This is a genomic window from Sulfitobacter sp. EE-36 (genome assembly GCF_000152605.1).
Classification (GTDB): Bacteria; Pseudomonadota; Alphaproteobacteria; order Rhodobacterales; family Rhodobacteraceae; genus Sulfitobacter; species Sulfitobacter pontiacus.
On the sequence record NZ_CH959310.1, the window covers coordinates 1,647,566 to 1,668,110 of the forward strand.

Genomic DNA, 20,545 nt, shown 5'->3' on the forward strand with positions numbered 1-20,545 from the left:
TTTCGTGGCGTCCTGCGCTCAAGGGCGTGTCGTGTTGCTGGAAAAACGGGCGCGGGGTGCCGGTGGGACTGGTGACTGCGGGTGGGCTTGGGTAAGTTGGCCCCATGGCACAAGCACCCCGATTCATTCACCTGCGCACGCACTCCGAATATTCGTTGTTGGAAGGGGCGTTGCGGCTGAAAAAGCTGCCCGATCTGTGCAAGGGGGCCGATATGCCGGCGCTGGCGCTGACGGATACCAACAACATGTTCGCCGCGTTGGAATTCTCGGTCGCCATGGCAGGGGCCGGTGTGCAGCCGATCATCGGCTGTCAGGTGGATCTGGCCTATGTGAAGGTGCAACCGGGGGAAAAACCGCGCGATCCGGCCCCTGTGGTTTTGCTGGCCCAATCCGAGGCCGGGTATGAAAACCTGATGAAGCTGAACTCCTGCCTTTATATCGACAAGGGCGGGGCGCTGCCGCAGGTCACCTTGGAGGAGCTGGAGGCGCTGAACGGTGGGTTGATCTGTCTGACAGGCGGGGCGGGCGGCCCCGTGGGGCAGCTGTTGCAGGGCGGTCAACGCCCCGCGGCAGAGGCATTGATGGCACGGCTGCACGGGGCTTTTGCCGACCGGCTTTACGTCGAGTTGCAGCGCCACCCCGGCGAGGATGGCCAGCCCGTAGCCGAACAACTGACCGAGCGGGGCTTTGTCGAGATGGCCTATGACATGGGCATCCCTTTGGTCGCGACGAATGACGTCTATTTCCCCAAGGCCGATATGTACGAGGCCCATGACGCGCTGATCTGTATCGCGGATGGGGCCTATGTCGATCAGCAGCACGAACGCCGCCGGCTGACCGCGCAGCATTACTTCAAATCGCAGGCCGAGATGGTGACGCTGTTTGCCGATCTGCCCGAAGCCATCGAGAACACGGTCGAGATCGCCAAACGCTGTGCTTTTATGGCGTATCGCCGTGATCCGATCCTACCGAAGTTTGCGGATGACGAGATCGAAGAGCTCAAGCGGCAGGCGCATGAGGGGCTGAAAAACCGGCTGAAGGTGATCCCCCATGCCACCACCGTCGAAGAATATGAAAAGCGGCTGGATTTTGAACTAGGCATCATCGAGGGCATGGGGTTCCCCGGCTACTTTCTGATCGTTGCCGATTTTATCAAATGGGCGAAAGACAATAATATTCCCGTCGGGCCGGGGCGGGGCTCGGGGGCGGGTAGTCTGGTGGCCTATGCGCTGACGATTACCGATCTGGACCCGCTGCGCTATCAACTGCTGTTTGAACGGTTCCTGAACCCCGAACGGGTATCGATGCCCGACTTTGACATCGACTTTTGCATGGATCGCCGGGAAGAGGTGATCCAGTATGTGCAGCGCAAATACGGGCGCGACAAGGTGGGGCAGATCATCACCTTCGGGGCGCTTTTGTCCAAGGCGGCGGTGCGTGACATCGGGCGGGTCTTGCAGATGCCTTACGGGCAGGTGGATCGCCTGTCCAAGATGATCCCCGTCGAGGGCGTGAAACCTGTCAGCATCGAAAAGGCACTGGCGGATGAACCACGCCTGCGCGAGGAGGCCAAGAACGAGGAAGTCGTCGCGCGGCTGTTGAACTATGGCCAGCAGGTCGAGGGGCTGTTGCGCAACGCATCGACCCACGCGGCGGGGGTTGTGATCGGGGACCGGCCGCTGGACGCGCTGGTGCCGCTGTATCAAGACCCGCGGTCCGATATGCCCGCGACGCAGTTCAACATGAAATGGGTCGAACAGGCCGGTCTGGTCAAGTTCGACTTTCTGGGCCTCAAGACCCTGACCGTCATCCAGAACGCGGTCGACCAGATCAAATCCTCGGGCCGTCACCTGCATGTGGCCGCCGACGGGACAGAGCTGTTCGAGCCGCCCGAGGGGCTGATCGACGATATCGCCACCATCCCGCTGGACGACGAGGCCTCTTACAAACTTTATGCCAGTGCCAAGACGGTGGCGGTGTTCCAGGTGGAATCCAGCGGCATGATGGATGCCCTAAAGCGGATGAAGCCGACTTGTATCGAGGATATCGTGGCCTTGGTCGCGCTGTACCGGCCCGGCCCGATGGAGAATATTCCGGTCTATTGCGAGGTCAAGAACGGCCAGCGCGAGCGGGAATCCGTGCATCCGTCGATTGACCACATCCTCGAGGAAACACAGGGCATCATCGTCTACCAGGAACAGGTGATGCAGATCGCGCAGGTCATGGCGGGCTATAGCCTTGGTGGCGCTGACCTGCTGCGCCGTGCGATGGGTAAAAAGATCGCCGAGGAAATGGCCAAGGAACGCCCCAAGTTCGAAAAGGGTGCGATGGCCAACGGGGTCGATAAGAAAAAGGCGTCTGAGGTTTTCGACCTTCTGGAAAAATTCGCCAACTACGGTTTCAACAAATCCCACGCCGCCGCCTATGCGGTGGTCAGCTATCAGACCGCATGGCTCAAGGCGAACCATCCGGTCGAATTCATGGCTGGTGTGATGAACTGCGATATCCATCTGACCGACAAGCTGGCGGTCTATTTCGAAGAGGTCCGCAAACGGCTGGAACTGCCCTGGGTGCCGCCTTGTGTGAACCGCAGTGATGCGACGTTCAAGGTGGTCGAGGGCGCGTTGGTCTATGCTTTGGGCGCGCTGAAAAACGTCGGGGTGGAGGCGATGAAGCTGATCACCGAAGGCCGCAAGGTTGACGGTGTGGACAAGCCCTTTGCCACGCTTTTTGATCTGGCGCGGCGGGTTGATCTGAAACGGGTGGGAAAACGTCCGCTGGAAATGCTGGCCCGCTCCGGTGCGTTCGACCAGCTGGACAACAACCGCCGCCGCGTCTGGCAGTCGCTGGACGGGTTGGTCAGCTATTCCGCCGCGATCCACGAGCAGAAAGCCTCTAATCAGGTGTCGCTGTTTGGCGAGGCGGGGGATGACTTGCCAGAGCCGCGCATCGTGCCTTGCGACGATTGGGAGGCCGCCGAGCGCCTGACCGAAGAGTTCAAGGCCGTAGGCTTCTATCTGTCGGGCCACCCGCTGGACGATTACATGGGGCCGATGAAACGCAAATCCGCTACGGGCGGTGTGCCGTTCCTGACGCTGGACGAGCTGACCGAGAAAGTCTCGGTCAAAGGGGCGATGAACGCCCGTCTGGCAGGGATCGTCGCCGGTCGGCAGGAACGTAAATCGGCGCGCGGCAACCGCTTTGCTTTTGCGCAACTGTCGGACCCGACGGGCGCTTACGAGGTGACGCTGTTTTCGGACACGCTGGAGCTGGCGCGCGACCACCTTGAAACAGGATCTAAGGTCGTGGTCATGGTCGAGGCGACGATGGAAAGCGACCAGTTGAAACTGCTGGGCCGGTCCGTGGTGCCGATCGACACGGTGGTCGAGGATGCGGGCAACATGGGGCTGCGGATCTTTGTGGATGATGCGGGGGCTATTCAGGCGGTCGCCGATGTGCTGGCCGGTGCCCGATCCGCGGCGCGCAGCGCGGGCAAGGGGCCGGTGCAACTGTGCCTGATGGACCCGACCCTGCCCGGCGAGGTGGAGGTAGACCTCTGCGCCGAATACCCTGTCACCCCCAAGATCAAGGGCGCGATCCGGTCCCTGACCGGCGTGATGGAGGTAGAGGAAATCTGACGCGGCCCATCGGGGCGGCGGCAGCTTCCTGGATGGGGCATCCTATCAATAGTGCGGCGGGCGTTCGTTGCCGATGACAACCCCTTCGGAGCCCGCTGCCTCGCGTTCGCCCTCGCGCTGCATCAGCATATGAACCCGCCGCGTCAGGGTCGCTATCTCTGTCTCCTGACGGGCGACGACATCGGACAGGTCATCCACCGTACGGATCAGATGGGCCATTTGTTCTTCGAGCTTATCCATGAGGGCACCTTGCAGCTTGCGCGTTTGCCGTCCTCCTAACAGGTTGTATGGCGTTCGATAAGGGGGGATGCGTGCCGCGGCGGGGCCGCGTCGCTTGCCCTTGGCGGGGGGTTGGGCTAGACGCGAAGCGCGATATTCAGCCCACAGGATGTGATCCAATGGCCAAGCCAAAAAAGACCCCCCGCCCCAAGGCCGAAACGCCAAAGGGGTTTCGTGACTATTTCGGTGCAGAAGTAACACAGCGTGCCGAGATGCTGCATAAGATTGCGCAGGTCTATCATCGCTATGGCTTTGACGCGCTGGAAAGCTCCGGGGTCGAGACGGTGCAGGCTTTGGGCAAGTTCCTGCCCGATGTGGATCGCCCCAATGAGGGCGTCTTCGCGTGGCAAGAGGATGCAGAGGCGGACAAGCCCGGCGACTGGCTGGCCCTGCGCTATGACCTGACGGCACCGCTGGCTCGCGTCTATGCTCAACACCGCAACGATCTGCCCACGCCCTATCGGCGCTATGCGATGGGGCCGGTCTGGCGCAACGAAAAGCCGGGGCCGGGACGCTTCCGCCAGTTCTATCAATGCGATGCCGATACGGTCGGCGCACCGTCGGTCGCGGCCGATGCAGAAATCTGCGCGATGCTGGCCGATTGTCTGGAAGAAGTCGGGATCGACCGCGGCGATTACATCGTGCGGGTGAACAACCGCAAGGTGCTTAACGGTGTGATGGAGGTCGCAGGCGTGCTCGACCCCGCCAACCCCGACAATTTCGCCCACGAGCGCGGCATCGTGCTGCGTGCGATTGACAAGCTCGACCGGCTGGGTCTGGACGGGGTGCTGGATCTGCTAGGTAAAGGTCGGAAAGATGCTAGCGGAGATTTCACTGAGGGAGCAAATCTGAGTGTTTCACAACGACAGAGGATCTTAAAGTTCCTCAGCGCAGGGAGTGGTGCTCACAGGGATGAATTTGCGTTTGGTTCTGGCGGTGTGGATGAGGATCCAGAAGAATTTGAGAATCGCGTTCGGGGAATTCACCTCTTCTCTGACGGGAACTACGATGACGCAATTTCGGGGGGCAGCTATAACGAACGTGTACTCGCCACCTTGGACGCTCTTACAGAGGGTTCGAAAACAGGCGCAGAAGGTGTTGAGGAACTTCGAATGATATCTTCACTGCTCGCTGCGCAGGGGTACAACGCTGACCGTATCGTTATCGACCCCTCCGTGGTGCGCGGTCTTGGCTATTACACCGGTCCGGTGTTCGAGGCGGAACTGACCTTCGAGATCCGGGACGAAAAAGGCCGGCCCCGCAACTTTGGCTCTGTCGCAGGGGGCGGGCGGTACGACGATCTGGTCAAGCGCTTCACCGGTCAGGAAGTCCCTGCAACGGGCGTCTCTATCGGCGTCGACCGGCTGCTTGCAGCACTGCAGGCCAAGGGCCGGATGTCGGCGCAGGCCGAAGGGCCCGTGGTGGTGACCGTGATGGATAAGGCGCGCATGTCCGACTATCAGGCGATGGTCGCTGAACTGCGTCAGGCAGGCATCCGGGCCGAGGTTTATCTGGGCAACCCCAAGAACTTTGGCAACCAGCTGAAATATGCAGACCGCCGCGCCAGCCCGGTGGCGGTGATCGCGGGCGGGGATGAATTCGACAAGGGTATGATCCAGATCAAGGACCTGATCCTTGGCGCGAAAATCGCTGAAAGCGCCACGCTGGAGGAATGGAAAGACCGCCCCAGCCAATATGAAGTGGCGCGGGGGGATCTTGTCTCTAAAGTGCGCGAGATACTGGAGCTGAACCGCTGATGGCTACACGATCCGACATCCTCGCCAAGGCCGCAAGCCTGCGCGCCATGTTCGAGGCGCAGGGGGCCGCGGTGGTGGAACCGCCGATCCTGCAACCCGCCGAGACCCTGCTGGACCTTTATGGCGAAGACATCCGCGCGCGCGCCTATGTCACCTCGGATGCGATGCGGGGCGAACAGATGCTGCGCCCCGATTATACCTTGCCCGTGGTGCAGATGCATATGGCCCATGGGGCGGACCCGGCACGCTACACCTACGCGGGCGAAGTGTTCCGCCGTCAGGAACGTGACCCCAACCGCGCCAACGAATATATTCAGGCGGGCTACGAAGTCTTTGACCGTGGCGATCCCGCGGCAGCCGATGCCGAAGTCTTTGCCCTGATTCAGGGCGCGTTGGAGGGGCTTCCGGTCACTGCCGTGACGGGGGATATCGGTATCTTGATGGCTGCGGTTGCGGGGCTGGATACATCGGCGTCGCGCAAGGCGGCACTGATGCGGCACATCTGGCGGCCCCGCCGGTTCCGTGCGCTGCTCGACCGCTATGCTGGCAAAACGCCGATGCCCGCGACCCGCGCGGCGCTCTTGGCCAGTGACGGTGCTATCACCGCACCACTGATCGGCCTGCGCAGTCTGGACGAGATTGAAACACGCATCGCCGCCCTGCGCGCCGACGCCACCGAACCGGCCCTGTCGCGCACGCAGGTGTCCTTGCTGCTGGCGCTGCTGGATGTGCGTGAAACCATGCCCAATGCGATCAGCCAGTTGCATGACCTTGCCGTCGATATGCCCGCGATCTCTGAGGCGGTGGATCGTGTCGCGGCGCGGGAAAAGGCGCTTGCCGCCCGCGGTGTCGATACCGGTAACCTGATGTTCGAAGCCAGTTTTGGCCGCGTGTCGATGGAATATTATGACGGGTTCGTCTTCGGCTTCCGCGCGGCGACACGGCCCGACCTGCCCACCATCGCCACAGGCGGACGCTATGACGCGCTGACACGGCGGCTGGGGCAGGGCGGCGAAATTCCCGCGGTGGGGGGCGTTATGCGCCCCGGGCTGATGCTGGAACTGGAGGCAGGCCAATGACGATCAAACTCGGTGTGCCCTCCAAAGGGCGTCTGATGGAGAAAACCTTTGAATGGTTTGCCGCGCGCGGGATTACCTTGCAGCGCACGGGCTCCGAACGTGAATACGCGGGGGCCGTCGAAGGCATTGAGGGCGTGTCGTTGATCTTGCTCTCTGCGGGCGAAATCCCCCGCGAGCTGGCCGCTGGCCGTATCCATCTGGGCGTCACCGGCACCGATCTGGTGCAAGAGAAACTGGCGCTGTGGGATCAGCTTGTCGCCCCGGTAGAAGAGCTCGCCTTCGGGCATGCCGATCTGATCATTGCTGTGCCTCAGGCCTGGATCGATGTTGATACGCTCGATGATCTGGATGCCGCCGCCTCGGCCTTCCGCGACAAGCACGGGTTCCGCCTGCGCATCGCGACGAAATACCACCGGCTGGTGCGGGAATTCCTGCGCAGCACCGGTGTCGCGGATTATGCGCTGGTCGACAGCCAGGGGGCGACCGAAGGCACGATCAAGAATGAAACGGCAGAGGCCATCGCCGACATCACCTCGAGCGGGGAGACATTGCGCGCCAACCACCTCAAGATCCTCTCCGACGGGCTGATCCTGCGGTCACAGGCGACGCTTTGGCGCAGCCGGATGGCAGAGATGGATGATGCGGATCGCGCGACGATGACGGCCCTGCTGGCGCAGCTGTCCTGACGCGCATGCGCGCGGCATCCTGCGGATGCGCCTCCGGCGGGAGTTTAAGGGCAAAATGAAGAGGCACGCGCGGCCCTGCTTCATTTTGCCAAATAAACTCAAATTCCGCGGGGGATGCGCGCGCAGGGGCTGCTGCTAGAGCACGCCGATCTCGGCCAGCGCGCGGTTCAACTCTATGGGCAGGGGCTCTTCGTGGTCGCGGCCTTCGGGCAGATCGGCAGGGGCATCCTGCGGCGCAAGGTAGCGCCACCCCTGAAACGGGCGTTTGAGGCTGCCTTGCACGCGGATGATCTTGGGGTCCAGCACGATCGCGCAGCGGCGCACACCGTCCGCGCCCGATGTCTCGTCCAGACGCAGGATTTTCTGACGACACTGGATCACACCTTTGATCACCCAGAAGATCGACCCGCCGTTCAGAATCTCGGGTTCGCGTTTGGGCCACATGCGGGTCACGTGGCGGGGAAAACCGTCCTCGGTTTGCACGCGTTTTTTTTCCTGCCATGCGGCCAGGTCATCGACGGTTTCCGTGCCGACGGACAACTTGATGAGATGTATATGATTTTTCACAGAATCCTCCGTCGCTGCTACAGCATCATGTATTCTAATACACACTTTCTTCAACCTGTTGTGCTTGCGCTTTGATTTGGGGTATGGTGAACACCTTCCCAAACAGCCCTCAAGGAATCGAATATGTCACGATTTGCCGCCCCCATTGCCGAACAGATTTGGGACATGAAGTACCGTTTTAAAGATGCCGACGGCACGCCGCGCGATGTGACGGTCGAAGACAGCTGGCGGCGAATCGCCCGTGATCTGGCGCAGGTCGAAAAAGCACCGGAAAAATGGGAAGAGGCATTTTACGAAGCGCTGGAGGATTTCAAATTCCTCCCCGCGGGCCGCATCACTGCCGGGGCAGGTACTGCGCGCCGTGTGACATTGTTCAACTGTTTCGTCATGGGCACCGTGCCTGACAGCATGGCCGGCATCTTCGACATGCTCAAAGAAGCCGCTGTGACCATGCAGCAGGGGGGCGGGATCGGATATGACTTTTCCACCATCCGGCCCCGTGGCGCGGATGTGCTGGGGGTCTCTGCTGACGCCTCCGGCCCGCTGAGCTTTATGGATGTCTGGGATGCGATGTGTCGGACCATCATGTCTGCAGGGTCGCGCCGTGGCGCGATGATGGCCACAATGCGCTGTGACCACCCCGATGTCGAAGACTTCATCGCCGCGAAATCCGACCCCGCGCGGCTGCGGATGTTCAACATGTCCGTGTTGATCACAGACCCTTTCATGGATGCGGTCAAGGCCGATGCCAGCTGGGATCTGCAGTTCAACGGCAAGGTCTACCGCACCGTTCAGGCCCGTGATCTGTGGAACCGGATCATGAAAGCCACGTATGAGTTCGCCGAGCCCGGTGTGATCTTTATCGATCGCATCAACGAGGCCAACAACCTAAGCTATTGCGAAACCATCGCCGCCACAAACCCCTGTGGGGAACAGCCGCTGCCGCCCTATGGTGCCTGTTTGCTGGGGTCGATCAATATGGCGCGGATGGTATCCGACCCGTTTGGCGACAACCCTCAGCTGGATGTCGAGGCGCTGAACAAGCTGGTCGCGACCGCTGTGCGCATGATGGACAACGTCGTTGACGTGTCGAAATTCCCGCTTGACGAACAGCAGGCAGAGGCGAAAGCCAAGCGCCGCATCGGTCTGGGTGTCACCGGTCTGGCGGATGCCTTGTTGATGGTCGGGCTGCGCTATGGCTCGGACGCGGCGGCAGAGCAGACCGAGGCATGGCTCAAGGCGATTGCACGGGCGGCCTATCTGGCCTCCGTCGATCTGGCGAAGGAAAAGGGGGCCTTCCCGCTGTTTGAGGCGGACGCCTATCTGGCTTCCGGCACCATGCAGCAGATGGATGAGGATGTGCGCGACGCCATTGCCGAAAACGGCATCCGCAACGCGCTTTTGACCTCGATTGCGCCGACAGGCACCATCAGCCTTTATGCAGGCAACGTCAGCTCGGGGATCGAGCCGGTCTTTGCCTATGCCTACACCCGCAAGGTTCTGCAAAAGGATGGCAGCCGGACGGAGGAAGAAGTCGTCGATTACGCCGTACAGATGTGGCGCGATCTGAAGGGCGACGCGCCCTTGCCAGACTATTTCGTTAATGCACAGACGCTGGCCCCTCTGGATCACGTCAAGATGCAGGCCGCGGCACAGAAATGGGTCGATAGCAGCATCTCGAAAACCATCAACTGCCCCGAAGACATCAGCTTTGACGCGTTCAAGGATGTTTATATGGCCGCTTGGGATCAGGGCTGCAAAGGCTGCACGACCTATCGTCCCAATGACGTGACCGGATCGGTTCTGTCGGTATCGGAAAGCGCCGATACAGCCCCGGGCGAGGTTGCGGCCCAAGCCACCGCAGAGGAAGGCGGCGAGGTCGTTTATATGTCCGATCCGCTGGACCGTCCGGAAGAGCTTGAGGGCTCCACCTACAAGATCAAATGGCCCGACAGCGAGCATGCGCTGTATATCACCATTAACGATGTGGTGATCGGCGGGCATCGGCGTCCGTTCGAGGTCTTTATCAATTCCAAGAACATGGAGCATTTTGCCTGGACGGTCGCGCTTACCCGCATGATCTCTGCCGTGTTCCGTCGCGGGGGCGATGTGTCCTTTGTCGTCGAAGAGCTGAAGGCCGTCTTTGACCCGCGCGGCGGAGCCTGGATGCGCGGCAAATACATCCCCTCGATGCTGGCCGCCATCGGGGGCGTGATCGAACAACACCTGATCGCCACCGGCTTTATCGCGGGCGAAGGGCAGGGGCTGAAATCCGACCCGCAAGCCAAGGTCGTCGGCCTGGAGGCCCCCCGCGGCAAAGCCTGCAGCAGCTGCGGCCAATACGATCTGCGCATGGTCGAAGGCTGCATGACCTGCGGCAGCTGCGGCCATAGTAAGTGTGGCTGATTGGAGTTGTGGGGTGAGGTTTCAAAACCTCACCCGTGTTCCTCAAACCATTGCGTTCAATTTTCGGGTCCCCCAGATCTGCAGATGAATGCGCAATCAAGGCCGCGCGCCTGTGTGTGGTGTTGCTTCGAGTCAGCGATCAACACCCTCACCGAACCCGCTTCACTTGCGTCTCGCGATAACGGTCACGCAAATCCGGCGCGCTTGGCCTGTGTCACCAGTTCCGTGACCCTCTCGGCATTGTTTGCCGCGACTTGTCCGTCTGCGTTCAAGCGGTTGTTCTCGAATCCGATCCGGGTCTTGCCGCCGTGGCGCATGGCCTCGATCAGGCAGGCGGTTTCTTGGGGGCCGAAGGCGCAGGCGGCCCAGTCTGCGTCCGGCAAGGCCGATTTTAGCCTTTGTGCCAGTGCTGCAACTTCGGCGGGTGTGCTGGTCTGGCCGGTGGTGTAACGCCCCAGAACGATCAGGGTCTTCAGCCTGTCGCGGGGGACATCGCCTTGTGCGACAAGCCGGGCAAGATGGGCGACATCCGCGGTGTCATAGAGGATGTGTTGAACGTCGATCATCGCTTCGGCGCACATGGCAAAGAACCGTCGGGTGGCGGCATTCTCTTGATTGGCCGTGATCTCGCGCAGCGCGACCGACACGGCGCGCGGTTTCAGGGTTTCGACCAGATGGCGTTGTTCTGCGGGGGTAAAGCGGCCCGCGGCCTCGCTGGTGATCTGAACATAGAGGTCAGGGGCGCGCTGGCCGAGCTCGCTCAGAAGCTCGGCATAAAGCCCGACGTCCAGAACATGCCGTTGCTCGGTATCGCGCACATGCGCATGAAGGCCATCGGCACCCGCAGCATGGCAGGCCAGCGCGCAGGCGACCGTCTCTTCTATGGTGACGGGGAGGGCAGGGTGGTCCGCCTTGGTCAGCCGCGCCCCATTCGGCGCGACCATAAATCTGGGCAATGCGGTCATGCGGCAAGCGCCTTGTCGATGGCCGTTGATAGCTTGCCCACCAGCTCATCAATCTGTGCGTCCTCGATGATAAACGGCGGCGCGAGCAGCACGTGGTCGCCATATTGACCATCGATTGTGCCGGACATCGGATAGCAGATCAGACCGGCGGCAAAGGCCTCCTTCTTGATCCGTGCGGCAAGGCCACGGGACGGATCGAAGGGTGCTTTGGTGCTGCGGTCGGCAACCAGTTCGATCCCGCGGAACAACCCGCGCCCGCGAATATCGCCAATGTTGTCATGATCGCCGAACTGCGCCTTTAGTGCTGCGTCAAGCTTGTCGCCCTGGGTGGTGACATGGGACAGCAGATCGCGGTCAAGGATTTCGCTGAGCACGGCATTGGCCGCCGTGGCCGCCATGGCGTGGCCCATATAGGTGTGGCCGTGCTGGAAGAAACCGGTGCCCGCTGCAATCGCATCATAGATGGCGGCCGAGGTCAGCAGCGCGCCGATCGGTTGATAGCCCGCCCCAAGACCTTTGGCGATGGTGATCATGTCCGGGGCGACGCCGTCCTCGGTGCAGGCGAACAGTTTGCCGGTACGGCCCATGCCACACATCACCTCGTCCAGGATCAGCAGCACGCCATATTGGTCGCAAATCTCGCGGATGCGCTTGAGATATCCCGGAACGGCAGGTACCGCGCCCGAGGTCGCACCCACGACAGGCTCCGCAAGGAAGGCCATCACCGTATCAGGGCCAAGCCGCAGGATTTCGGTTTCCAGTTCGTTCGCCACGCGCAGGCCGTAGGCCTCTTGCGTTTCGCCGTCCTGCCGGTCGCGGTACTCATAGCAGGGGCTGATATGGGTGGTGTCGGCAAGCAGGGGCGCGAACTGGGTACGACGCCACGCATTCCCCCCAGCTGCCAAAGCGCCCAATGTATTCCCGTGATAGCTTTGGCGGCGGGCAATGACGCGGTGGCGCTTGGGCTGCCCGATTTCCAGAAAATACTGCCGCGCGAGCTTGATCGATGCCTCTACCGCTTCGGAGCCGCCAGAGACGAGATATACCCGATCAATGCCCGCCGGCGCATTCTCGATCAGGCGATCGGCCAAACGCTCTGCCGGATCAGAGGTGAAAAAGCCGGTGTGCGCGAAGGCAAGCTGGTCAATCTGGGCGTGCAGGGCGGCGCGGACAGCCTGATTTGAATGCCCCAGACAGGAAACAGCAGCGCCGCCCGAGCCATCAAGATATCTGCGTCCGTCCGCATCGATCAGATAGCAGCCATCCCCCCTGGTGGCGACCGGCAGCGCGCCTTTGGTGGATCTGCCGAAGATATGACTTTTCATGACTGTAGTCCTTGCTTGAAGACGCGCTTTGGGTGACGTGACATCAGCACTTGCCTGCGCGATGATGCGTTTGTATTATTGTATTGCTATAGATTAAGCAAATGTATTTTTGCTGTGCATTGGATGTGACAGCGACGTGAACGCCGGCACGCATAAACAGAAGGTAAGGGTTTGATGAGCAACGATGAAACGCTGAAAGACCGCTTGTCACAGGTAAGTGCGCAAGGAACGCCCGCGCTTCGATCCTTTGCGCGGTGGCTTCTTGATAACCTTTCGCTCGTGGCCTTTAGCTCGATTCGCGGGCTGGCAAAGCAGGCAGGGGTCAATCCGAATACCGTGACCCGTATGGCGAAGGAGCTTGGCTATACCAGCTTTGACGCCTTCCGCACGGATGTGCAGGCAACGATCCAGACACCTGCGCCAAACTACGGCGCGCGTGCCCAGACACTAAGGCACGAACATCGCGACAGCGCGTTTGCCGCGCTCATGGAAGCGCATGGTAAAAACACGGCGATGCTTTTCTCGGCAGATATTATGGACACGTTGAATGCGTGCATCGACCCGTTGCTCGGGGCGCGCAAAGTCTATGTGGTCGGCGTGCGCAGCTGCTATGCGATCGCGCATTATTTCTCGTATGTGGGCGGCATGGCGTTTTCGAACTTCGTAGACGTGCCGACCCTGCCGGGGGGCATTGTCGATGTTCTGTCTCAGGCCACGTCCGAGGATATTATCGTCGGGATCACCTATGAACATTACGCGGCAGAGGTGGTTCAGGCCTGCCAGATCGCCCAGTCCCGCGGCGCGCGGGTTCTGGCGCTGACGGACAGTCATGCCTCCCCAATCGCGGTTGGCGCTTGGAAAGTGGTCCCGCTGCCCATGGCCGGACCTCATTTCCTGCCATCGCTCAATTCGGCGTTTCTAGCGGTGGAGATGCTGCTGGTCGGAATGGCCGCGCGTTCGGATGACGCGGCAGAGCGGGTATCGAATTTTGAGGGCCGTATCCGGCAGTATGGCGGCTACGACGTGTGAGGTGTCTTACGCGGATGAAAATCATCCGGCAGGCCCAATGCCACGGCAGAGCCACCGGTGATCAACCCCGTGGACCGCAGGTCGCTTTCGTCCAGCGCGACGATGACCGCATAGGATAGGCGTTGTGCCAGTCCGCGGCATGAGTGACGGTTATACCGATAACGGGCGTGTTGTGGGCGCGGGGCTGGCTGCTACGCGCCCCACTCTGCATGTGACCCAAGATGCGCGATGAGAAAGTCGATCAGGATGCGCGTCTTGGGGGTAAGCACGTTTGAGCGCGGGTACATCAACCACAAGACCGAACTGTCGTTCAGCTTCCATTCCGGCAGGACGCGGATCAACCGGCCCGAGCGCAGCTCGTCCGAGACGCTCCAGAGCGAATTGATCGACAGACCGGCCCCCGCAAGGGTGGCCTCACGCTGAGCGTCACCATCGTCAACGATGGTCCGGCAGATCATCTGGGCGGGGTCAAGCGGCGCGGTTTCGCCCTCTGGGGCGATCAATTCGCGCGGCTCAAGGTCGATCCATGCCAAGAACCGATGCCCCCGAAGCTCTGCCGGTGACTGCGGTACGCCGTGTTCCTCAAGATATGCAGGAGAGGCGCAAAGGACGCGGGTATCACCCGCCAGCTTGCGCCCCTTGAGGCTGCTGTCGGTCAGGGGGGCCGCGCGCAATGCAAGGTCAAAACTGCCCTCGATCGCGTCAAACCGTGCGTCAGACAGACGAAGTTCGAGCGTAAGGTCGGGGAACGCCGCGTGAAACTGCGGCAGAAGCGGCATGATGTGGCGCTGCGCGAAACTGCTTGGCGCGGCAAATCGGATGGTGCCTTTGGGGCTGGTTTCATGACTGCCAAGAACGGCCTTCGCGGCCTCTGCCTGCGCTAGGATCTCCCGCGCGTAGGGAAGGAAGTCGGACCCTTCGAGCGACAGCGACACTTTGCGGGTGGTCCGTCGCAGCAGCTCTACGCCAAGCTCCTGTTCCAGTTTGGCAAGGCGGGCGCTGGCGACCGCAGGCGCAAGACCCAGATTCCGTCCGGCAGCAGAGATGTTCAGCCGGTCGGCGGCCATTACAAAAAGGCGCAGGTTGTCAGTATCCACCGCTATTATCTCCGCTATCCGAATAATCAAATCGGAAAAATGCCGGTTTTCTACCGTTTCACAAGACCTATTTTTCAGCGACACAATGAAGGAACAAAGAAATGAAAGCCATTGGCTATAGCGCGGCGGGCCCTGCGGACACGCTTGATCTGATTGAAATCGACCGGCCCGCGGTGGGGCCGCGTGATCTGCTGGTCGCGGTGAAAGGCATCTCGGTCAATCCGGTCGACGTGAAGCTGCGCGCAGCCGCCCAACCCGAGGGCGCGGCGCGCGTTCTGGGCTTTGACGCGGCAGGCGTCGTGGCCGAGGTGGGCGCGTCGGTCACCGGCTTTGAGGTCGGCGATGAGGTCTTCTATGCGGGCGACGTCACGCGCGCGGGCACCAATGCGGAATTCCATGCCGTCGATGAACGGATCGTCGGGCGCAAGCCGGCCAGCCTCGACTTTACCGAAGCGGCGGGGCTGCCGCTGACCTCGATCACCGCGTGGGAGATGTTGTTCGACGCATTCCGTCTGACCGAAGGAGGCGGCGCGGAGCAAAGCTTGCTGGTGATCGGTGGCGCTGGCGGCGTCGGCTCTATCCTCATCCAGTTGGCCAAAGCGCTGACCGGGCTTACCGTCATTGCGACGGCCTCTCGACCCGAGACGCAGGATTGGGTGCGCAAGATGGGGGCGGATCACGTGGTTGACCATCGCGGTGACCTAGCCGCGCAGCTGGCAGAACTGGGCCAGACCCCAAGCTATGTCGCCGCGTTGACGGCCACGGATCAGCATTGGCCCGCAATCATCGACTTGATCGCGCCACGCGGCCAGATTGCGCTGATTGACGACCCCGAGGCGCTGGACATCAAGGCGGCCAAACCCAAGGCGTTGAGCATCCATTGGGAGTTCATGTTCACCCGTTCGATGTTCGCGACCGACGATATGGATGCCCAGCAAAACCTGCTGAACCGCGTCGCAGCGATGATCGACGCAGGCACATTGCAGTCGACAGTCACCGAGCGCGGCGAGGCGCTGACCGTCGAGGCGCTGCGCGCAGCGCATCTGCGGCAGGAAAGCGGTCGCGTGATTGGCAAGCAGGTGCTTGGCGGACTTTAAGTAATAGAGATCACGCGAGGGCGTGGTGCCATGTTCGCGCCACGCCCCCGCGTCCCCTGCGCCTTTGAGGGGGCGCGTAGATTGCCCATAGTTTCGCGCAAGCGCAACGGGTTGCTGATCAGGGCTTGACCTGCGTCAAATGAATCAATAATTCCCGATATATGGATAAGAATCATGCTCTCGACGCTTTTGCGGCGCTCAGTCAGGTCACCCGCCTTGATGTCTTCCGTCTTCTCATCACAGCCGGAGAAGGGGGGATGTCGGCAGGCGATATCGGCGACACCTTGGGGGTGCGACAGAACACGATGTCGACCAACCTCGCGATTTTGGCGCGTTCGGGCCTTATTCGCAGCAAGCGCGAAGGGCGAAGCATTCGTTACTTTGCCGATATGGAGGGGCTGCGCGGTTTGCTCGCCTTTCTGATGGAGGATTGCTGCGGCGGGCGCCCGGAACTCTGCCAGCCCATCATAAACGAGCTCGCCTGCCCCTGTTAGGCGCGCATGGGGGAGGTGCCGCATTGGTCCTGTAACATTCCTGTGCTGACATCGGGCAACCACATATTCACGGCCAAGGGGCTGCAATTTTTGAAGGTTCGACATGACTGATACGACACTTCCCGCGGCGGCGGGTCTGGGCACGTTTGAAAAATGGCTGTCCGTCTGGGTGGCGCTGGCGATTGGCGCGGGGCTGCTGCTTGGCAATCTGTTCCCGACGGCGTTTGGTATGCTTGCCGGGCTTGAGGTGGCGTCGGTGAACCTGCCCGTTGCGGTGCTGATCTGGGCGATGGTGTTCCCCATGATGGTCGGTGTGGATTTCGGAGCCTTGCGTCAGGTGGGCGACAAGCCGAAAGGGTTGGTTGTCACGGTGGTGGTGAACTGGCTGGTCAAACCCTTCACCATGGCCGCCCTTGGCGTGTTGTTCTTTAACTATTTTTTCGCAGGCCTGATCCCGCCGGATGACGCGCAGGCCTATCTTGCGGGCGTTATCCTGCTGGGGGCCGCGCCCTGTACCGCGATGGTGTTCGTCTGGTCGAACCTGACGCGGGGGGATGCGACCTATACGCTGGTGCAGGTGAGCGTGAACGACGTCATCATGGTGTTCGCCTTCGCGCCCATCGTTGCCTTCTTGCTGGGGGCCACGGATATCGTTGTGCCTTGGGATACGCTGCTGTTGTCCGTGGGCCTTTACGTGATGCTGCCGCTTTTCGTGGGGTATCTGACGCGCCAGCGGCTGATTGCGCAAGGCGGCGAAGCGGCGGTGGATCGGTTCAAGTCGGGTGTGCAGCCGTTCTCGATCATCGGTCTGCTTGTGACGGTGGTCTTGCTTTTCGCGTTTCAGGGCGAGGTGATCCTGGACCGGCCGCTGGTGATTGCCCTGATCGCTGTGCCGCTTCTGATCCAGTCCTACGGGATATTCTTTCTGGCCTATGGGGTCGCGCGGGCCTGGGGTATTCCGTTCAACGTCGCGGCGCCCTGCGCCTTGATCGGCACCTCCAACTTTTTCGAGCTGGCCGTTGCGGTTGCGATCAGCCTTTTCGGGCTCGGCTCTGGTGCGGCATTGGCGACGGTGGTCGGTGTCTTGGTCGAAGTGCCTGTCATGCTGTCGCTTGTCGCTTTTGCAAACAGAACCCGCCACTGGTTCCCTGCCTCGGAGGGGTCAGCATGAGTGTTGTCATTCACCATAACCCCGACTGCGGCACGTCCCGCAATGTGCTGGCCATCATAAAAGCATCGGGCGTGGAGCCAGTGGTGATCCCCTATCTTGATACCGGCTGGACGCGCGGACAGCTTTTGGGGCTTTTCGCGGCGGCGGCTTTGACGCCGCGCAGCGCCCTGCGGGTAAAGCGATCTCCGGCAGAGGCATTGGGGCTGCTGGATCCCGACGTGGACGACGAAGCCCTTTTGGCCGCCATGCTGGAACACCCCATTCTGGTCAATCGGCCCCTTGTTTGCACGCCCAAAGGCGTCCGGCTGTGCCGCCCAAGCGAGGCCGTGTTGGACTTGCTTGACCACCTACCACAGGGGCCGCTGACCAAGGAAGACGGCACTTTACTGATTGACGCGGAAGGAAACCGAGTTGCCTGATACCCCGAACCTTGATGACACCCATTTCAAAGCGATTGATGCGGCGCGTCTTTTCGAACCCTCAGCAGACGCGGATCGCCCGCGTATTTTGTTGCTTTACGGATCATTGCGGGACCGGTCGTTCAGCCGGCTCATGACCGAAGAAGCCGCGCGCATCCTGACACGGCTGGGGGCCGAGACGCGTACCTATTCGCCGTCGGGCCTGCCGCTGCCGGATGATGCCGACGCCAGTCACCCCAAAGTGCAGGAACTGCGTGATCTGGTCACGTGGTCGGACGGAATGGTCTGGTGTTCACCCGAACGCCACGGGGCCATGACCGGCATCATGAAAACCCAGATCGACTGGATTCCGCTGTCCTTGGGCGGTGTGCGTCCGACGCAGGGCAAAACGCTGGCCGTGATGCAGGTCAGCGGAGGGTCACAAAGCTTTAACGCCGTGAACCAGCTGCGCATTCTTGGGCGTTGGATGCGGCTGCTCACGATCCCGAACCAGTCCTCCACCCCCAAAGCCTTTCTGGAGTTTGACGACGCGGATCGGATGAAGCCATCGCCGTTCTATGATCGGGTCGTTGATGTCATGGAAGAGCTGGTGAAGTTCACGATGCTGACCAAAGACAGGAAAGACTACCTGCTGGATCGCTATAGCGAGCGTAGGGAAAGCGCCGCCGAGCTGTCGAAGCGCGTGAACCAGAAGTCGATCTGACCGATTTGTCGACCGCAGGGGCAGGAATATCCATATGTTGAACGGGACGCGGCTTGAATGATTTGCGCGACAGCTGCGGTGGATGGTCTGTTAAAGGTTCATCCAGCGCAGTTGCCTGCCTAAGGTGACCGCGCAGCGGCTGCATATAATGATTGTGATATCGCCAGAGACAGGGGCATTTTGTGACACAACTATCTGATACACCAACCCGTTACGGCACCGTAAGCCGGCTGCTTCACTGGGGCATGGCCGCATTGTTTGCGGCGCAGTTTATCTCGGCCGCGGCGCATTGGGCGCTTCCGCGAGAGAACACCCTGCGCGAGCTTCTTTGGGGCTACCATACGACGCTGGGGGTGACGCTGTTTGCGCTGATCCTGGTGCGCGGTCTCTGGGGACTGGCGAACATCCAGCGGCGGCCTACGCATGTCGGTTTGATGGGGCAGGCGGCTGTCGCGGGTCATGTGGTTCTATATGCCTTGATGGTGATCGTCCCGGGCGTACGGCTCTTGGCCGCAGCGGGCGGCACCCGTGGGCTAAGCTATTTCGGGGTGCAGATATTTTCGCCCCAAACCGCCGAGGTCGCCTGGATGCAAGCGCCCGCGGAATGGCACGGAGAGCTGGGCTGGATCCTTGCCCTTGTGGTGCTTGGGCATATCTTCATGGCAGTCGTTTGGCATCGCCTGATCCAGCGTGATGATGTCCTGTCAACGATGGCGGGGCGGTAAGATGCTGAAAATAGGGAGCCCGCGGCTATAGGGGCTTCAGTTTTTCCCGAGGCCAACGGCCGCGTCTTCGGTTTTACTATGGGGCCTTCAGGGGGTAAGACAGGCCAACGGCCTGGCTGCTTTTCACCACTTTCAACAAAGGCTTTCCCATGGCCACCAAAACCAACTTGCACCCCCGCAACCTCCACAACGAGGGGTATGATTTCGCGCGCCTGATTGCGGCCCTCCCCGAGCTAGGGCCGTTTACCGGCCCCAATCCAGCAGGTCAGACCACCATCGATTTCCGGGACGTGGCGGCTGTGCGTATGCTCAATCGGGCGCTGCTCAAGGCGGACTACGGCATCGATTTCTGGGACATCCCGCCGAACTATCTTTGCCCGCCCATTCCGGGGCGCGTCGATTATATCCACCATCTGGCCGATCTGCTTGCGCGCAGCAACAACAACGAGATTCCGCGCGGGCCGCAGATCAAGGCGTTGGACATCGGCACCGGCGCAAGCTTGGTCTACCCGCTGACGGGGCAAAGCGCCTATGGCTGGCAGTTTACCGGTGTCGATATCGATCCTGTGGCCATCAAGTCTGCGCAACAGATTGCAAAGGCCAACGCGCTGGACGTGGACCTGCGGCTGCAAGAGAACCGCGAGGATATTTTCGACGGGGTGATCTATCCTGACGACCGTTTCCACGTCACCCTGTGCAACCCGCCCTTTCATGCCTCAATGGAAAGGGCGACGAAGGGCACGCAACGGAAATGGGCGAACCTTGGCAAAGGGCGTTCAGGCAAGCTCAATTTCGGCGGGCAAAACGCCGAGCTCTGGTGCCCCGGCGGCGAGATCAGGTTCATCGCCAGCATGGTCGACCAAAGCCGCGCGATTGCGGGGCAATGTCTGTGGTTTACGTCGCTTGTGTCAAAAAAGGACAACGTGCAGACGCTTTATAAAATCCTGAAAAAGGCCAAGGTCGCCAACTGCGATGTGGTCGAGATGGCGCAGGGGCAAAAAACCAGCCGGTTCATCGCCTGGACATTCATCAAGAAAGACCAGCGTGCGTCCTTTATGAAGGGATCCGCGCGCTAGATCCGCCATGCACATGTTCGATGCCCCGCGAC

General features: G+C 61.0%; 18 protein-coding genes. 13 read left to right on the forward strand and 5 right to left on the reverse strand.

The window, feature by feature from the left end; all coding sequences use genetic code 11:
• Nucleotides 1–104: 104 nt before the first annotated feature.
• Nucleotides 105–3,638: a DNA polymerase III subunit alpha gene (dnaE, locus tag EE36_RS10545; RefSeq protein ID WP_005852078.1), complete on the forward strand. Its 3,534-nt coding sequence runs from the start codon at nucleotides 105–107 to the stop codon at nucleotides 3,636–3,638.
• Between the two features lie 45 nt (nucleotides 3,639–3,683).
• On the opposite strand, the gene EE36_RS10550 is transcribed toward dnaE, so the two are convergent.
• Entirely contained in the window at nucleotides 3,684–3,878 is a 195-nt protein-coding gene (locus EE36_RS10550) for a SlyX family protein (RefSeq protein ID WP_005852080.1), read from the reverse strand.
• 158 nt (nucleotides 3,879–4,036) lie between these two features.
• Between EE36_RS10550 and hisS the strand changes: the two genes are divergently transcribed.
• From hisS to hisG, 3 genes are read left to right on the forward strand one after another with little or no spacing between them, the layout of a single operon-like run.
• The gene (gene hisS, locus EE36_RS10555) at nucleotides 4,037–5,674 is read left to right on the forward strand and encodes a histidine--tRNA ligase (protein ID WP_005852082.1); all 1,638 of its coding nucleotides are present in this window, start codon (nucleotides 4,037–4,039) and stop codon (nucleotides 5,672–5,674) included.
• On the forward strand, nucleotides 5,674–6,753 hold the full coding sequence (locus EE36_RS10560) for an ATP phosphoribosyltransferase regulatory subunit (protein WP_005852084.1): 1,080 nt from the start codon (nucleotides 5,674–5,676) through the stop codon (nucleotides 6,751–6,753). Before hisS ends, EE36_RS10560 begins: the two co-directional genes overlap by 1 nt.
• Entirely contained in the window at nucleotides 6,750–7,439 is a 690-nt protein-coding gene (hisG, locus tag EE36_RS10565) for an ATP phosphoribosyltransferase (RefSeq protein ID WP_005852086.1), read from the forward strand. Before EE36_RS10560 ends, hisG begins: the two co-directional genes overlap by 4 nt.
• Before the next feature lie 135 nt (nucleotides 7,440–7,574).
• On the opposite strand, the gene EE36_RS10570 is transcribed toward hisG, so the two are convergent.
• The gene (locus EE36_RS10570) at nucleotides 7,575–8,006 is read right to left on the reverse strand and encodes a DUF1489 family protein (RefSeq protein WP_005852088.1); all 432 of its coding nucleotides are present in this window, start codon (nucleotides 8,004–8,006) and stop codon (nucleotides 7,575–7,577) included.
• A 123-nt stretch (nucleotides 8,007–8,129) separates the two neighbouring features.
• Here EE36_RS10570 and EE36_RS10575 point away from each other — a divergent pair, with 123 nt between their 5' ends.
• On the forward strand, nucleotides 8,130–10,412 hold the full coding sequence (locus EE36_RS10575; RefSeq protein ID WP_005852090.1) for an adenosylcobalamin-dependent ribonucleoside-diphosphate reductase: 2,283 nt from the start codon (nucleotides 8,130–8,132) through the stop codon (nucleotides 10,410–10,412).
• A 185-nt stretch (nucleotides 10,413–10,597) separates the two neighbouring features.
• Here EE36_RS10575 and EE36_RS10580 read toward each other — a convergent pair whose 3' ends face one another.
• Together EE36_RS10580 and EE36_RS10585 are read right to left on the reverse strand one after the other, a co-directional pair.
• On the reverse strand, nucleotides 10,598–11,377 hold the full coding sequence (locus EE36_RS10580) for a 3-keto-5-aminohexanoate cleavage protein (RefSeq protein WP_005852092.1): 780 nt from the start codon (nucleotides 11,375–11,377) through the stop codon (nucleotides 10,598–10,600).
• The gene (locus tag EE36_RS10585; RefSeq protein WP_005852094.1) at nucleotides 11,374–12,702 is read right to left on the reverse strand and encodes an aspartate aminotransferase family protein; all 1,329 of its coding nucleotides are present in this window, start codon (nucleotides 12,700–12,702) and stop codon (nucleotides 11,374–11,376) included. The genes EE36_RS10580 and EE36_RS10585 overlap by 4 nt, the downstream gene beginning before the upstream one ends.
• Nucleotides 12,703–12,876: 174 nt before the next feature.
• Between EE36_RS10585 and EE36_RS10590 the strand changes: the two genes are divergently transcribed.
• Nucleotides 12,877–13,731: a MurR/RpiR family transcriptional regulator gene (locus EE36_RS10590; protein ID WP_005852096.1), complete on the forward strand. Its 855-nt coding sequence runs from the start codon at nucleotides 12,877–12,879 to the stop codon at nucleotides 13,729–13,731.
• 191 nt (nucleotides 13,732–13,922) lie between these two features.
• On the opposite strand, the gene EE36_RS10595 is transcribed toward EE36_RS10590, so the two are convergent.
• Complete coding sequence (locus EE36_RS10595) at nucleotides 13,923–14,828, reverse strand: LysR family transcriptional regulator (RefSeq protein WP_005852098.1); 906 nt, start codon at nucleotides 14,826–14,828, stop codon at nucleotides 13,923–13,925.
• A gap of 101 nt (nucleotides 14,829–14,929) precedes the next feature.
• On the opposite strand from EE36_RS10595, the gene EE36_RS10600 reads away from it, so the two are divergent.
• The 7 genes from EE36_RS10600 (at nucleotide 14,930) to rlmF (ending at nucleotide 20,513) form a co-directional block, all read left to right on the forward strand.
• Nucleotides 14,930–15,925, forward strand: coding sequence for a zinc-binding alcohol dehydrogenase family protein (locus tag EE36_RS10600; protein ID WP_005852100.1), 996 nt, complete (start codon nucleotides 14,930–14,932; stop codon nucleotides 15,923–15,925).
• A 161-nt stretch (nucleotides 15,926–16,086) separates the two neighbouring features.
• On the forward strand, nucleotides 16,087–16,419 hold the full coding sequence (locus EE36_RS10605) for a helix-turn-helix transcriptional regulator (RefSeq protein ID WP_005852102.1): 333 nt from the start codon (nucleotides 16,087–16,089) through the stop codon (nucleotides 16,417–16,419).
• Between the two features lie 103 nt (nucleotides 16,420–16,522).
• Nucleotides 16,523–17,590 (forward strand): ACR3 family arsenite efflux transporter, encoded by a 1,068-nt coding sequence (arsB, locus tag EE36_RS10610; RefSeq protein ID WP_005852103.1) that lies wholly within the window; start codon nucleotides 16,523–16,525, stop codon nucleotides 17,588–17,590.
• A complete protein-coding gene (arsC, locus tag EE36_RS10615; protein ID WP_005852105.1) occupies nucleotides 17,587–18,009 on the forward strand; it encodes an arsenate reductase (glutaredoxin) in 423 nt (140 codons plus the stop codon). The genes arsB and arsC overlap by 4 nt, the downstream gene beginning before the upstream one ends.
• Nucleotides 18,002–18,712 carry an arsenical resistance protein ArsH gene (gene arsH, locus EE36_RS10620; RefSeq protein ID WP_005852106.1) on the forward strand — a complete coding sequence of 237 codons (711 nt, stop codon included), beginning with the start codon at nucleotides 18,002–18,004 and terminating at the stop codon, nucleotides 18,710–18,712. Before arsC ends, arsH begins: the two co-directional genes overlap by 8 nt.
• 182 nt (nucleotides 18,713–18,894) lie before the next feature.
• On the forward strand, nucleotides 18,895–19,437 hold the full coding sequence (locus EE36_RS10625; RefSeq protein WP_083776462.1) for a cytochrome b: 543 nt from the start codon (nucleotides 18,895–18,897) through the stop codon (nucleotides 19,435–19,437).
• Between the two features lie 149 nt (nucleotides 19,438–19,586).
• Entirely contained in the window at nucleotides 19,587–20,513 is a 927-nt protein-coding gene (gene rlmF, locus EE36_RS10630) for a 23S rRNA (adenine(1618)-N(6))-methyltransferase RlmF (RefSeq protein WP_005852109.1), read from the forward strand.
• Nucleotides 20,514–20,545: the final 32 nt, after the last annotated feature.